The 14,302-nt window shown below is 71.9% G+C and carries 9 protein-coding genes; 6 read left to right on the top strand and 3 right to left on the bottom strand.

Annotated features, from left to right (window positions below; all coding sequences use genetic code 11):
• The first annotated feature begins 31 nt into the window (after positions 1–31).
• Positions 32–1,570, top strand: coding sequence for a multiple monosaccharide ABC transporter ATP-binding protein (gene mmsA, locus MILUP08_RS11160; RefSeq protein ID WP_007457609.1), 1,539 nt, complete (start codon positions 32–34; stop codon positions 1,568–1,570).
• Positions 1,567–2,817, top strand: a complete 1,251-nt coding sequence (mmsB, locus tag MILUP08_RS11165) for a multiple monosaccharide ABC transporter permease (RefSeq protein ID WP_007457611.1) — start codon at positions 1,567–1,569, stop codon at positions 2,815–2,817. Before mmsA ends, mmsB begins: the two co-directional genes overlap by 4 nt.
• Before the next feature lie 473 nt (positions 2,818–3,290).
• On the opposite strand, the gene MILUP08_RS11170 is transcribed toward mmsB, so the two are convergent.
• Complete coding sequence (locus MILUP08_RS11170) at positions 3,291–4,667, bottom strand: CBM96 family carbohydrate-binding protein (RefSeq protein ID WP_007457615.1); 1,377 nt, start codon at positions 4,665–4,667, stop codon at positions 3,291–3,293.
• A gap of 216 nt (positions 4,668–4,883) precedes the next feature.
• Here MILUP08_RS11170 and MILUP08_RS11175 point away from each other — a divergent pair, with 216 nt between their 5' ends.
• The 4 genes from MILUP08_RS11175 to MILUP08_RS11190 all read left to right on the top strand — a co-directional run bounded on the left by MILUP08_RS11175 (position 4,884) and on the right by MILUP08_RS11190 (position 10,222).
• Complete coding sequence (locus MILUP08_RS11175) at positions 4,884–6,257, top strand: MFS transporter (RefSeq protein WP_144056901.1); 1,374 nt, start codon at positions 4,884–4,886, stop codon at positions 6,255–6,257.
• Positions 6,254–7,240 carry a TolB family protein gene (locus tag MILUP08_RS11180; protein ID WP_007457618.1) on the top strand — a complete coding sequence of 329 codons (987 nt, stop codon included), beginning with the start codon at positions 6,254–6,256 and terminating at the stop codon, positions 7,238–7,240. The genes MILUP08_RS11175 and MILUP08_RS11180 overlap by 4 nt, the downstream gene beginning before the upstream one ends.
• 122 nt (positions 7,241–7,362) lie before the next feature.
• Positions 7,363–8,889 (top strand): alkaline phosphatase D family protein, encoded by a 1,527-nt coding sequence (locus MILUP08_RS11185; protein WP_007457621.1) that lies wholly within the window; start codon positions 7,363–7,365, stop codon positions 8,887–8,889.
• A 13-nt stretch (positions 8,890–8,902) separates the two neighbouring features.
• Positions 8,903–10,222 carry a hypothetical protein gene (locus MILUP08_RS11190; RefSeq protein ID WP_007457625.1) on the top strand — a complete coding sequence of 440 codons (1,320 nt, stop codon included), beginning with the start codon at positions 8,903–8,905 and terminating at the stop codon, positions 10,220–10,222.
• Positions 10,223–10,283: 61 nt separating this feature from the next.
• Here the strand turns inward: MILUP08_RS11190 and MILUP08_RS11195 are convergent, their stop codons facing one another.
• Together MILUP08_RS11195 and MILUP08_RS11200 are read right to left on the bottom strand one after the other, a co-directional pair.
• Positions 10,284–11,192 carry an ABC transporter ATP-binding protein gene (locus tag MILUP08_RS11195; RefSeq protein WP_007457627.1) on the bottom strand — a complete coding sequence of 303 codons (909 nt, stop codon included), beginning with the start codon at positions 11,190–11,192 and terminating at the stop codon, positions 10,284–10,286.
• The gene (locus tag MILUP08_RS11200; RefSeq protein WP_007457629.1) at positions 11,189–14,245 is read right to left on the bottom strand and encodes an ABC transporter permease; all 3,057 of its coding nucleotides are present in this window, start codon (positions 14,243–14,245) and stop codon (positions 11,189–11,191) included. The genes MILUP08_RS11195 and MILUP08_RS11200 overlap by 4 nt, the downstream gene beginning before the upstream one ends.
• Between the last annotated feature and the right edge of the window lie 57 nt (positions 14,246–14,302).

The following is a 14,302-nucleotide window of genomic DNA, read 5'->3' on the forward strand; positions in this document are numbered from 1 at the left end:
CCGCGTCCACACCCGACAGAGGACAGTGACAATGGACGACACCATCCTCGAGATGCGTGGCATCACGAAGACCTTCCCCGGGGTGACCGCGCTGGAGGACGTCAGCCTCGCGGTGCGCCGGGGGGAGATCCACGCCATCTGCGGTGAGAACGGCGCCGGCAAGTCCACCCTGATGAAGGTGCTGTCCGGCGTCCACCCCTCCGGCTCGTACGACGGGGAGATCCTCTTCGACGGCAAGCCGATGCAGTTCCGGGGCATCCGGGACAGCGAGGCCAACGGCATCGTCATCATCCACCAGGAACTCGCCCTGGTGCCCTACCTGTCGATCGCCGAGAATCTCTTCCTCGGCAACGAGCGGCGTGGCCGTGGCGGGCTCATCGACTGGAACAAGGCCAACGCCGAGGCGGCCGAGCTGCTGGCGTCGGTCGGGCTGCACGAGAACCCGGTCACCCCGGTCATCCAGCTCGGCGTCGGCAAACAGCAGCTGGTGGAGATCGCCAAGGCGCTGTCGAAGAAGGTGCGCCTGCTCATCCTGGACGAGCCGACGGCCGCCCTCAACGACGTCGACTCGGCGCACCTGCTCGGCCTGTTGCGGCAGCTCAAGGAGCAGGGCATCACCTGCATCATGATCTCGCACAAGCTCAACGAGATCACCGCGATCGCCGACTCGACCACCGTGATCCGCGACGGCCGCACGGTGGAGACCCTGGACATGCGCGCCGACGACGTGAATCAGCAGCGCATCATCCGGGGCATGGTCGGTCGTGACATCGAGAGCTTCTACCCCGATCGCGTCTCGTCGCCCGGGGAGGAGGTGCTGCGGATCGAGGACTGGTCGGTGCGGCATCCCACCCAGGAGCGGATGGTCGTCGAGGGCGTCAGCGTGTCGGTGCGCGCCGGTGAGGTCGTCGGCATCGCGGGGCTGATGGGCGCCGGCCGGACCGAGCTGGCGATGAGCGTGTTCGGCCGATCCTACGGCCGCGACATCAGCGGCAAGCTCTTCGTGCACGGGCGGGAGGTCAACGCCCGTACCGTCGCGGAGGCCATCGACAACGGCATCGCGTACGTCACCGAGGACCGCAAGCGCTACGGCCTCAACCTCATCGACGACGTCCGGCGCAACGTCTCGGCCGCGGCCCTGGACCGGCTTGCCCGCCTGGGCTGGGTGAACGGCAACGAGGAGATCAAGGTTGCCGAGGCCAGCCGCAAGGAGATGAACATCCGCACGCCCAGCGTCATGGCGGTGGTCGGCAAGCTCTCCGGGGGCAACCAGCAGAAGGTCGTGCTGTCGAAGTGGCTGTTCACCGACCCGGATGTGCTGATCCTGGACGAGCCCACCCGGGGCATCGACGTCGGTGCCAAGTACGAGATCTACACGATCATCAACCGGCTGGTGGCCGCAGGTAAGGCGGTGATCGTGATCTCGTCCGAGCTGCCGGAGCTGCTCGGCATGTGCGACCGCATCTACACCCTCGCCGCGGGCCGGATCACCGGCGAGAAGCCGGTGGGCGAGGCGACCCAGGAAAGCCTCATGGAGCTGATGACCAAGGACAAGGAGCTCGTCGGATGACCAGCATCAAAACCCCTTCGACGGAGCGCCCGACGCCCCCGGACAGCACACCCGCCGTCGCCCTGCACAGTGGAACGAGCGACCTGCGGGCGCTGGTGTTGAACAACCTCCGGCAGAGCGGGATCTACGTCGCCCTGGTCGTCATCGTCGCCCTCTTCGCGGTTCTGACCGACGGGGTGCTGCTGAGTCCCGGCAACATCACCAACATCGTCCTGCAGTACTCGTACATCCTGGTGCTCGCGATCGGGATGGTCATCCTCATCATCGGCGGGCACATCGACCTGTCGGTCGGATCGGTCGTCGCGCTCACCGGAGCGGTCTCCGCCGTCCTGGTGATCCAGCAGGGTCACCCCTGGTGGATCGGCGTCGTGGCCGCGCTTGTCGTCGGCGTCGCGGTCGGCGCGTGGCACGGCTTCTGGGTGGCGTACGCAGGCATCCCGGCCTTCATCGTGACGCTGGCCGGCATGCTGCTCTTCCGGGGCCTCACCCTGCAGGTGCTCGACAACATCTCCCTGTCGCCCTTCCCGGCCGAATACCAGAAGGTCGCGGCGGGCTTCCTCAACGGGCTGCTCGGCGGTCAGGGCTTCGACGCGTTCACGCTGCTCATCGGCGCGCTCGCCGTGGCCGGGTACGCGGTGAGCGGCTTCCGCACCCGCCTGGCGCGCATCCGCTACCAGCAGCCGGTCGAGTCGTTCCCGCTGTTCGTCGCCCGGGTCGTCCTGGTGGGCGCGGTCCTCATGTACTTCGCCTGGCAGTTGGCGCACGCCCGCGGGCTGCCGATCGTGCTGATCATCCTGGCCGTCCTGGTGCTGGTCTACGGCCTGCTCACCCGGCGTACGGTCTTCGGCCGTCAGGTCTACGCGATCGGCGGCAACCTCTCGGCGGCGGCGCTGTCGGGCGTGAAGGTCCGCACGGTCAACTTCTGGATGTTCGTCAACATGGGCTTCCTCGCGGCGGTGGCGGGCGTCATCTACTCGTCGCGGTCCAACGGGGCACAGCCCGCGGCCGGAAACATGTTCGAGCTGGACGCGATCGCCGCGGCGTTCATCGGTGGCGCAGCGGTCACCGGTGGCGTGGGCACCGTTGTCGGCGCGATGGTCGGTGGTCTGATCATGGCGGTGATGAGCAACGGCATGCAGCTGATGGGCATCGACCAGTCGACGCAGTCGGTGGTGAAGGGCCTCGTCCTGCTCGTCGCCGTAGCGTTCGACGTCTACAACAAGCGCCGCGCCGGCACGGCCCGCTGATTCGACGACAGCGCGAACGTGTGCCCCTCCCCGTCCCACGGGCAGGGGCACACGTCGTTCGGGCGGTACGGGGCGTCCCGCGGTGCCGGGGCGTCCTGCGGTGCGGGGGTGTCCCGCGGTGCCGGGGCGTCCCGCGGTGCGGGGTGTTCGGCGGTGCAGGCGTTCGGCCACCCGGCCATGTCGAATCCGCATTGTGGCGCTCACGGAAGCCTGCGCCGGTCGTCGCCGGGGGAAGGCTCGCGCGATGCGGGAACCGCCTTGCCGGAGTCGGCTGCACCTTCCTCGAGCCCTGTAGAGCTGCCCCAGATATGGGGCGGCATCCCCGCGGCATGCGACAGGACTCGCAGCCGCGCCGGTGACGACCGCCGTGTTGGTGAAGGGTGTTGCCGGAGCCACGGGTGCTGCGGTGTCGCGCGCGCCCGCTGCCAGGGGTGATCCCGCCGCACCGCTGCCGGTGCGGCGGGATCATGCGGTCAGTGGCAGGCGCCGGTGCCGCTGTCGTTGTAGGTCTGCCCGGCGACCGGCACGAACTGCCAGTCGTAGCTGCCGGAGTGCAGGGTGAACTTCAGGACCCCGAACGCCGAGCTGTTGCGGGCCTCGCTGTTGGGCTGGATGGTGCCGAAGCCGTAGTGGTCGGCGCCGCCCATTCCGGCCACGAAGCTGCGCATCCCCCGGCTGGCGTCGTAGCCGCCGGCCGGGTTCATCGGGCCGAACCGCTCGTACACGTGGTTGTGGCCCCAGACCACGACGTCGGCGTTGTAGTCGTAGAGCGCCTGGTACAGCGGGCGTGTCGACGTCGACGGCGCGTGGTTGGAGCTGGACGTGAACAGCGGGTGGTGCCAGTACGCGAGCGTGCACGGCTTGCTGCTGGCCGCCAGGTCGGCGCGCAACCACTGCTCCTGCGTCGACCCGGCCGACGTGCTGACGTTCGAGTTGAGCGACACGATGTGCCAGTTGCCGAGGTCGAAGGAGTAGTACCCGCGACCGCTCGGCCCGGCGGACGTGCCGAAGTAGTTGTAGTAGCCGGTGGCGCCGGACGTGTTGTAGTCGTGGTTGCCCGGCGACGGGCGGGTACGCGCCTTGTGCCGCCCCCAGGTGGGCTCGTAGTAGCTGGCGAACTGGGACGCGGTGCCGCTGTCGTAGACGTTGTCGCCGGTCGTGAAGACGGTGCCGGAGATGCCGTCGAGCAGCGCGGCGGTGGCGGTGTCACCGGAGCCGGAGGTGGCGATGTCGCCGGCCCCGACCAGGACCGGGTCGCCCGACGGCGGTGTCGTGGTGCCGGTCGTGACCACCAGCTGCGGGGCGTCGCCTCCGCTCTCCCGCGTGTCGTAGTAGGCGCCGTCGCCGCTGGCGGAGGTCGCGCCGAAGCTGTACGTCCCGTTGCCGGTGACCGCGGAGGTGACGTCGACCTCGTACCAGGTGTTGCCGGCGACCGTGCCCAGCGACCCGAGGGTGGCCCCGTCGATCGTCGGCTGGTTGCTCCAGGTCGTGCCGGTCTCCGACCAGGTCGTGTTGGACATGGTGCGGAACGTGCCACCGGCGTCGCTGCCGCTGTTGCCGCTGATCGTGCGCAGCCGCAGCTTGGCGCTGCTCACCGTGCCGCTGACGCCGCTCACCGTGAAGCGCAGGAACATCCGCCGCGCGGGTGAGTTGTCGACCACGACCTGCGTGGACGTGCCGTAGTTGGTGGACGCCGTGTCGCTCTGGACGTAGGTGTCGGCGACCGGCGTGAACGTCACGCTCGCGGCGGAGGCCGCGCCCGAGCCGGTCAGGACGACGGCGGCGGTGGCGGCGACGAGCACCGCGACCGTTCCGATCGTGACCGGTGGGCGGGCGATTCGAATGTCCATCCAGGACCCCTTCGTTGCGGGTGGAAAGCGCAAGGAATGTAGGAAGGTCGATGAACCGACGGACTGCCGCCAGGTGAACAGTACGCTCAAGCAGTGAAACATCTCGATGTTTGTCAGATGTTCACCCACCGCATGCCTGTCCGCCCCGCACGGTCCCTTGTGACGCCCCGGATCGGATCGTCACGATGGCTGACCGTCGCCACCGACGCAGAGGAGATGCGCGTGTACCTGTCGACCGTCTCCCGGCCGGCCGCCGACCCGCCCGACGCCGACCCGCCCGACGCCGGGCCACGACGCCGGCGGCTCGCGCTGGTCAGCGGCAACGTGGTCGCGCTCGGCACGGTCAGCCTGATCACCGACGTCTCGGCCGAGATGGTGGCCGCCGTCCTGCCGCTCTACCTGGTGCTGGGCCTGCAACTCAGTCCGGTGGCCTTCGGCGTGCTCGACGGGGTCCACACCGGCGCCACCGCACTGCTGCGGGTTGTCGGGGGCTTCGTCGCCGACCGGTTCCGGCGGCGCAAACTGGTCGCCGGCGTCGGCTACGCGCTCTCGGCCGTCGCCAAGCTCGGCCTGCTGCTCGCCGGCCGGTCGGTGCCCGCGATCGGCGCCGTCATCGCCGTCGACCGGCTCGGCAAGGGTGTCCGCAGTGCGCCCCGCGACGCGCTCATCACGCTCTCCACTCCTCCCGAGGCCCTGGGTCGGGCGTTCGGGGTGCACCGGGCGATGGACAGCGTCGGCGCGTTCCTCGGGCCACTCGCCGCGTTCGCCGTCCTGCTCCTCGTCGGGCAGTCGTACGACGCGGTCTTCGTCACCAGCTTCTGCGTCGCCGCCCTGGCCGTCGTCGTGCTCGTGCTGTTCGTCCGCGAGCAGCCGACCACCAGGCCGGCCGCCGACCCGACCACCAGGCCGACCACCGGGCCGACCACCGAGCCGGCCAAAGAGCCGGCCAAAGAGCCGGCCAACGAGCCGGACGAGCCTCGGGTCTCCGTCCGCGAGGCGTTCGGTCTGTTGCGCAGCCGGCCCGTCCGTCGGCTGCTCCTGGCCGCGACGATGCTCGGGCTGGCCACCATCGGCGACGGCTTCGTCTACCTGGTGCTCCAGCGCCGGGAGGACCTCGGCCTACGGTGGTTCCCGCTGCTGGCGGTCGGCACCAGCCTGGCCTACCTGGTGCTCGCCGCCCCCCTCGGTGTGCTCGCCGACCGGATCGGGCGGCTGCCGGTGGTGGTGGGCGGCTACGTGGCCCTCGGCGTGACCTACCTGCTGCTGTCCGGCCCGGTGCACGGCTGGCCGGCGCTCGCGCTGACGTTGGCGCTGTACGGCGCGTTCTACGCGGCCACCGACGGCGTGCTCATCGCGCTCGCCGGACCGGTGCTGCCGCCGCGGCTACGGACCACCGGGATCGCGCTGGTCCAGACCGGGCAGGCGCTGGCGTACCTCGTCTCCTCGGTGGTGTTCGGTCTGGCCTGGCAGGCGTGGGGGCCGCAGGCGGCGGTCCGGGCGGCGGCCGTGGTCGTCGTCGGCGTCCTCGTCGTGACAGTGCTCCTGCTGGCCGCCCCGTCTCGCCCGATTCTCCGGAAGGTGTCCCCATGACCGCGATGTCGACCCGGGCGAAGCTCGGCGTGGTGGCCGCGAGCGCGGTGCTGTTGGGCAGCGTCGCGGCCGGCTACGCCGCCATCGCCGCCGAGCCGGCCCGGACCCCGCCACCGGCCGCCGTCGGGGACCAGAGGGTCACGCTGGTGCCGGGCCCGCGCCTGCTGGCCATCACCGACAGGTACGTCTCCAGCGTCGCGACCGCCGATCCCGCCGGGCCGCGTACCGTCTCGGGTCTGGAATGCCTGCGGGTGTACGCGGCCGCCGGCACCGGTGTCTGCCTGAAGCCTGCGACCGCTTGGTCGTACCAGGTCGTGGTGCTCGACGCGGCGCTGCGCCAGAAGCGGACGCTCAGCGTGCCTGGCCTGCCCAACCGGGCCCGGGTCTCGGCCTCCGGCCGGATGGTCTCCTGGACGACGTTCGTCGGGGGCGACTCCTACACGGCGAGCGGCTTCTCCACCCGCACCGGGATCCTCGACACCGTCACCGGCGCCACCGTGACGTCGCTTGAGGAGTTCGCCATCACGCGCGACGGCCGCGGCTACCGCAGCCCCGACGTCAACTACTGGGGCGTCACCTTCACCGCCGACGACAACCACTTCTACGCGACAATGGCCACCGGCGGCAAGCGGTACCTCGTGCGCGGCGACGTGGCCGCCCGGACCGTCGAGACGATGCGGACGAACGTGGAGTGCCCGTCGCTGTCGCCCGACGGCGCCCGGATCGCCTTCAAGGAGGCGATCGACGCCGACCCGACGAAGGGCTGGCGGCTGTCGGTCCTCGACCTGGCTTCCGGACGGGTCACCGCGACGGCGGAGACCGCCAGCGTGGACGATCAGGCCGCCTGGCTCGACGACGCCACGCTTGCCTACACGCTGCGCCAGAGCGACGGCCGGCCCGACGTCTTCAGCGTCCCGGCCGACGGTTCGGGAGCGCCGAGACTGCTGATCCCCGGCGCCGAGTCGCCGTCGCCGCTGACCTGACGCCCCGCCGGCATCCTCGGGCGGCCAGGACACCTGACCGCCTTGCCGCGGTCAACGTCCCGTCATGTCGGCTTCCGCGCCGCAGCCTTCGCCGTTCATCGACGGCCCCGAAGGTATGGACCATGACAAGGCTGAGCCGTCGCATATTCGTCCTCAGTGGACTCGCCGCCGCCGGCGCCGCCGTGACACCCTGGCAGGGTGCCCGCGCCGCGGTGCCGTACCCCTTCAAACTCGGTGTGGCGTCCGGTGACCCGGCGTCCGACAGCGTGGTCCTGTGGACCCGGCTGGCGCCCTCGCCGCTCAACGCCGACGGACAGGGCGGCATGGCCAACGCCGACGTGACTGTCGAGTGGCAGGTGTCCACGACCGACCGCTTCTCGTCGCTCGTCGCGTCCGGCTCGGTGGTCGCCCGCTACGCCGACGCCCACTCGGTGCACGTCGTCGCGGGTGGCCTCGCCGCCGACTCCGACTACTACTACCGGTTCCGGGCCCAGGGGCAGATCTCCCCGGTTGGACGCACCCGCACCGCGCCGGCCCCGGGCACCTTCGGCCGGGACCTGGTCATGGCCTTCGCGTCCTGCGCCCACTACGAGGCCGGCTACTACACGGCGTACCGACGGATGGCCGAGGACAACCCCGGGCTGATCCTGCACCTCGGCGACTACATCTACGAGGGCGGCGTCGGCAGCTCCACGGTCCGGCAGCATGTGGGTAACGAGATCGTGTCGCTGGCCGACTACCGCCGCCGGTACGCCCTCTACAAGTCCGACCCGGACCTGCAGGCGGCGCACGCGGCCGCGCCGTGGCTGGTCGTGCCGGACGACCACGAGGTGGAGAACAACTACGCCAACATGGTCCGCGCCGACAGCAGCCCGACGCTTACCGCGGCCCAGTGGACCGCCCGGCGCACCGCGGCCTACCGGGCCTACTACGAGAACATGCCGCTGCGGCCGGCCTCCGCGCCGAGCGGCAACAGCATCCCGCTGTACCGCCGCGTCCGGTGGGGGCAGCTCGCCACCTTCCACATGCTCGACACGCGGCAGTTCCGCGACGACCAGGCGTGCGGTGACGGCTGGAAGGTCTGCGCCGACGCCGACCTGGCCTCCCGGTCGCTTACCGGCGCGACCCAGGAGGCCTGGCTGCTTGACGGTCTGGCGCAGCACTACGGCACCTGGGACATCCTCGGCCAGCAGGTGTTCTTCGCCCGCCAGTACGAGGCGAGCGGGGCGGCGAGCATGGACGCCTGGGACGGCTACCGGGCGTCGCGCAGCCGCATCCAGACGGGCTGGCAGCAGCGCGGGGTGCGCAACCCGCTCGTGCTCACCGGGGACGTGCACAAGTCCTGGGCCAACGAGCTGAAGGCCGACTACGCCAACCCGTCGTCGGCGACGATCGGCACCGAGCTGGTCTGCACCTCGATCACCTCGACCGGCAACGGCACCGGCAGCACGACCATCCCGAACGCGGCGACCAACCCGCACCTGAAGTTCTACTCCGACCGGCGCGGCTACGTGCGTACCACGATCGGTCGCAGCCAGGTCCGCGCGGACTTCCGGGCGGTCAACACGGTGACCGAGCACGACGCGCCCGCGTCGACGGTGCGCTCGTTCGTCATCCTCGACGGCCAGCCCGGCCTGCAGGCCGGGTAGAAGGAGCATCCCCATGACCGCACTCACGACACTTCTCGCCGCGTCCCTGCTGGCCCCGACCGTCGTGGCGCCGGCCCCGACCGCCATGACTGCCGAGGCGGTCACCTGGACCACCGCCAACAGCGTGGCGACCGGCGACCAGGACCTGCCCGCCATCGCCATGAACCGCAACGGTCAGGTCGCGGTGGCCTGGGAGGACGACCGGGACAGCACGGCGCCCGAGGACGACACCCACACCGAGATCTACCTGCGCCTGTTCCGCGACGGCACACCCGGCTACGAGCTGAAGCTCTCCACCGGTGGCACCAGCGGAGCGGCCTGGCGGCACATCAGCCCCGACGTCGGGCTCGACGACCGGGGCAATGCCGTGGTCGTCTGGGCCGCCGACGGCGACGGCAACGGCGTCTACAACATCCAGTACCGGGTGGTGTCCCCGGCCGGCGCGATCCTCGGCTCGGGGCAGGCCAACGCCAGCGACGCCGGGCAGCAGATCTGGCCAAAGGTGGCCGTCGACCCCGACGGCGCGCCCACCACCGCCGCCGTCGGCTTCACCGCCGTCTGGGAGGACGTGCAGGGGACCGCTCCGGCCACCGTCAAGGCCGCCGGCTTCACCGCCCCCACCACCAAGGCGTACGAGGTGACGGCCTCGCAGACGACCGGCTCGCACCACCGGCCCGACGTGGCGGTGTCCGCCTCCGGCGAGGCGCTCGTGGTCTGGGACGAGGACGCCGACGCCAACGGCTCGTACAACATCGGTCTGACCCGGCTGGCCCGGTCCAACGGCGCGGTGGTGCTGTCCCGGCGCACCGCAAACGCGCAGAGCGGCGGGCAGCAGCAGCGGGCGTCGGTCGCGGCGACCTTCGCCGGTGACTTCACCGTCGGGTGGGAGTCGGACCACACTGGCGCCCGGGGCGTGTGGGCGCGCTCGTTCACCGCCGCCGGCGTCGCCCGGCACGGCGAGGTCCAGGTGTCCACCGGGACCGGGGCCGTCGCCCCCGGGGTCGGCATCGACGACGACGACAACGTCGTGGTGGGCTGGACGGTGTCCGGCGCCAACCCGGACGTCTGGGCACGCGGCCTCAACCCGGACGGCACCTCCACCGGTCGGCTGCCGGCCCAGGCGCTGAGCCAGACCACTACCGGTCGGCAGGAACACCTGGCCGTCGCCGCGTCCCCGTGGGGCGAGGTGAGCCTCTGCTACACCGACGACAACGACGGCAACGCCTTCGACCAGGTGCTCCTCGGTCTCGGGGCGACGAACTCCACGTGGCTGATGACCGCCGACGAGCTGCGTCGGCGCAAGGCGCGGGCCGCCGTCGTACCGGCGGGCTGAACGGAGGGGGTGCACGGGCCGCGTCTCGACGTCGAGGGGCGGCCCGTGAGCCCGAGCGTGGTCAGCCGATGTGGCCGGGCTCGGCGCTGGCCGTCGTCGCCTCGTCGTCCCGCGCGGACGACGGGCTGGGCATCGCGCGGAGGGTGACCGTGCCCTCGGAGTGGTCGACCTCGAACAGCGTTCCGGCCGGGAAGGCCGCCAGCGTCTCCGGAGGCAACTGGATGGTGCCGTCCCCGGCCACCACGGCGAAGTCGCGGCCGTCCCGCCCCTCGGCGCCGACCCGCCCGTCGCGGATGGTGACGGCCCGGCCCAGTCGGGCGCCCACCTCACCGTCGTGGGTCACCACGACCACTGTGGTGCCCCGCTCGGCGTTGATCGTCGCCAGCGCCGCGAGCACCTCGTCGCGGCCGGACGCGTCGAGCTGACTGGTGGGCTCGTCGACCAGGAGCAGGCCCGGCCCGGCGGCGAGCCCCTGCGCCAGCGCCGCCCGCTGCCGCTGACCCGGCGTCAGATCGGCCAGCCGCCGCTTGCCCTCGCCGCCGAGACCGACGAGATCCAGGATCGCCTCCGGCGGGTCGAGCCGCCGCCCGGCGAGGCGTGCCGCCGGTCGCTGCGCCATCCAGATGTTGCGCGACAGCGACACGTACGGAAGCAGGTTGCGCTCGGCGCCCTGCAACACGGTGCCGACGGTGGCCCCGCGCAGGGCCGCCAGACCGGAGGGGGAGAGGCGGGACAGGTCGTGGTCACCCACGTGCACGCGCCCGGCGCTGGGCTGTAGGAGGCCGCCCAGGATCGCCACCAGAGTGGACTTGCCCGAGCCGGACGGACCGACCAGAGCCACCATCTCACCGGCGGCGATCTCCAGGTCCACCCCGGAGAGCGCGACGACGTCGCCGGTCCCGGTGGAGTAGATGTGGATCAGTCGGTTGCAGGTGACCGCGACACCCGCGGGGGCGGTCGAGGCGCTCATCGGCCGGTCCGGCGGCGAATCGAGGCGGCGACGATCCGTGCCAGCACCACCGCGGTGAGGGCGAACAGCGCGACAGTGGGCGCCACGAACAGGAGCAGGCGTCCGGCGTCCGGCCAGTCGGGCAGCGGGAGCGGTGACCGGCCGCGGCTGAACAGGCGCTGCCCGTCGCGGGTGAGCAGCCAGATCACCACTGTGGCGATGCCGCCCGACACGGTGGCGACCACTACCGGCCAGCCGTAGCCGCCGCGTACCGCCCGCGCTGGCAGGCCCTGCCGCCGCAGCGCCACAAGCATGGCCACCCGGTTGCGCTGTTCGGCTGCGGCCAGCGCGACCAGCCCGGCCGCCCCGATCAGCACCCCGGCCAGGGCGGCGAACAGGTTGAAGCGCAACGCGATCGCCGCGCCCTGTCGGTCGTAGCCGTCGCGTACGGCGGCGATCGTCCGGTCGTGCTTGACGACCAGCCCCTGGGCGCGGAGCCGGTCGAGGACGTCGGCCGGTGCGGTACGCGTCAGCCACACCTCCTTGGTGCCGCTCTGGCCGGCGACGGCGAGCCGGTCGGCGTACTCCAGGTCGACGACCAGACCGGATCCGCCGAGGCGCGGCAGGCGGTCGGCCAGACCCACGACCCGCGCCTCGCTCGGCGTCCCGTCGATCGCCTCGTAGCGGTGGGAGGAGCCGAGCATCTCCCCCTTGGAGCGGGTCAACCAGCCGGGTAGCGGGGACGGCGAGTCGGCCACGCTGATCCCCGCCGGCTTGACCCGCCGGCCGTCCGGGATGTCGATGACGAGCCCCGCGTCCTTTCCTTCACCCGAGGAGAGGAAGCTGTAGTTCGGGTCGGTCTGCCGCCACCGCTCCAACTCGCCGAACTGCGCGCCGGTCAGTCGCACGCGGTCCCCGTCGAAGTCGCCATCGCCGTCGGTGTCGCCATCGCCGGTGAGGAGCTTGTCGAAGCGCACCACAAGCGGCTGCGGGACGACTTCCGCGAGGATCTCGATCTTGACCAGCCGGCAGGTCTGCGCGCACTCGGGAACCGGGAAACGGTATTCGTCGTGGCCGGGCTCGACGTCCTTCAGCGCGACAACCACTCTGGTGCCGTTGGCGCTGGCGACGGTGACGACGAGGCGGACGCGGTTCCCGCCGAAGGCGGCCTTGTCGAAGTCTGCGGTGGCCAGCACGGTGAGCAGTCGGCCCCGCAGGTCCAGTGGCTCGCCGGGCGGATCGGGCCGGATCGCGCGCGCGACGTCCGCCAGGGAGGCGCCGTAGAACGACCGTGGCACGGTCACCGTCGCCAGGCGGCCGGAGTCCACGGCGAGGACCGGCGTGTCGGCCTCGGAGGCGGCGTTGGTCACCACCGCTGCCATCGCGAAGCGGCCCTCGGGATCGACGGCCCGGACGGCGTTGAGCAGATGGGAGCGCGACGTCGCGTCGACCTCGACCACCCGGGGCGCCCCGACCTCGATGGTCGCGCGGTCGGCGTAGGCGGCCGACGCGACCTCGCTCGTCGCCGCGGTGAAGGCGAGCATCGCGACGGCCACCGTGAGCAGCGCGATCAGGGGTCGGAACCGGGGCTGCCGGGCCACCTGCACGAGGGCGAGACCGGAGGCCGTCCGGCCCCGTGCCAGCAGCGCCGCGCCCGCCACCGCCCCGCCCAGCATGGCGACCCGGGCGAACAGGAGGCCGGCGGCCAGGGCGCCGACGACCGGCGCCACCAGGGCCAGCCCGCTGGGGGTGCCGCCGGAGCGCACCTGCACCACGGCGGCCACGGCGACGGCCACCGCGACCATGTCGCCGACTGTCGCCCGCCACCCCCGTGCGCGCGCCGGAACGCGACGTAGCAGGTCGACGACCGGCGCGGACATCGTCCGGGCCTGGGCCAGCAGCACCGCGACGAGCGCGCCGAGCGCCCCGACGGCGGCGTAGCCGACCACCGTCGCGTCCACCGAGACGTCGGCCTGTGTCGGCAGGGTGTGCGCGGCGAGCAGCCGGGCGGCGGCGACGCCGCCGAGGCAGCCGAGGGGGATCGCCACCAGCACGGGCACGGCGTGTTCGCCGATCGCCAGTGCCCACAGTCGTGGGCGTTGCACGCCGCGCAGCAGCAGGAGGCCCTGCTCCGGCCGACGTTCGTCGGCGCCCGAGCTGACCGACACGAAGAGCACCAGCCAGCTGAGCAGGACGAGGAGCCCGGCGCCCAGCGTCACACCGTCGGCCAGTTGCCCACGTTGCAGCGCGACCCGGTCGAAGAAGGCCGACAGGGAGGTGCCGGAACCGAAGCCCCGCAGGTCGGAGTCGCGTGCCAGCACCGCCACCATCGACTGGAGATCCCGCACGGAGTGGCTGTCCAGCAGTCGCTCGGTGAGATAGAGATCCGCCGTAGCCCGGCGCGTGATGACCTGGTCGTCGACCAGGGGCGCGGACTCGGAGGTGAAGATGGCGTCCTCGGCGCTGCCGGGCACGGCCGTTGCCGCCGCACCCGCCGCCGGCGTCCGGATGAACTCCGCGCCCACCCAGAACGGGTCGGTCACGTCGAGGGGCCGGTAGACGCCGGCGACCCGCACCGGCACCGCGCCGAAGGTGAACTGGCCGCCCGCGGCGACACCGAGACGTTGCGCGGTGTGCGTGCTGACCATCACCTCGGGCAGTTGCCCCTTCGTGGTGGCGCGGGGACACGCGCCGGTCACGGAGACCCGCTCGCAGACCCCCGATCGGAACACCAGGTTCGAGGTTGCCTTCCCGGCCCGGCCGGTCGCCACCCCACCGCTCTGCGAGCCGAACACCACGTCGAAACCGGCCGGCGCGAGTTCCCTGACATCGTTCCCGAAGGGGGCCCGGGATGGATCACCGGGCATCCCCGGGTAGTCGGTGGATTCGGCGAGACGCAATTGACTGTCGGTGGGATCGGCAGTGGCCAGCTCGTTTCTCGCCACGGCCTGACCGGCCGCGGCAACGTAGCTCGGCGCGGCCGCGGCGGCGGCGCCGGCGAGCACCGCGAGCAGCAGCACCGCCAGGGCCTGTGCCCGGCGGGCCGTGAGCGCTCCCCAGATGATCGCCAGCATCGAATGTGACGCTATCGATCGGTCAGCTCACCCACCGTCCCTGTCGACGGACCGAGA

Origin of the sequence: Micromonospora lupini str. Lupac 08, assembly GCF_000297395.2 — a bacterium.
Taxonomy (GTDB): Bacteria; Actinomycetota; Actinomycetes; order Mycobacteriales; family Micromonosporaceae; genus Micromonospora; species Micromonospora lupini.

Excerpts from the sequence above, each read along its gene's own strand:
- mmsA (WP_007457609.1), top strand. The coding sequence starts at position 32 with ATGGACGACACCATCCTCGAGATGCGTGGCATCACGAAGACCTTCCCC.
- mmsB (WP_007457611.1), top strand. The coding sequence starts at position 1,567 with ATGACCAGCATCAAAACCCCTTCGACGGAGCGCCCGACGCCCCCGGAC.
- MILUP08_RS11170 (WP_007457615.1), bottom strand. The coding sequence starts at position 4,667 with ATGGACATTCGAATCGCCCGCCCACCGGTCACGATCGGAACGGTCGCG.
- MILUP08_RS11175 (WP_144056901.1), top strand. The coding sequence starts at position 4,884 with ATGCGCGTGTACCTGTCGACCGTCTCCCGGCCGGCCGCCGACCCGCCC.
- MILUP08_RS11180 (WP_007457618.1), top strand. The coding sequence starts at position 6,254 with ATGACCGCGATGTCGACCCGGGCGAAGCTCGGCGTGGTGGCCGCGAGC.
- MILUP08_RS11185 (WP_007457621.1), top strand. The coding sequence starts at position 7,363 with ATGACAAGGCTGAGCCGTCGCATATTCGTCCTCAGTGGACTCGCCGCC.
- MILUP08_RS11190 (WP_007457625.1), top strand. The coding sequence starts at position 8,903 with ATGACCGCACTCACGACACTTCTCGCCGCGTCCCTGCTGGCCCCGACC.
- MILUP08_RS11195 (WP_007457627.1), bottom strand. The coding sequence starts at position 11,192 with ATGAGCGCCTCGACCGCCCCCGCGGGTGTCGCGGTCACCTGCAACCGA.
- MILUP08_RS11200 (WP_007457629.1), bottom strand. The coding sequence starts at position 14,245 with ATGCTGGCGATCATCTGGGGAGCGCTCACGGCCCGCCGGGCACAGGCC.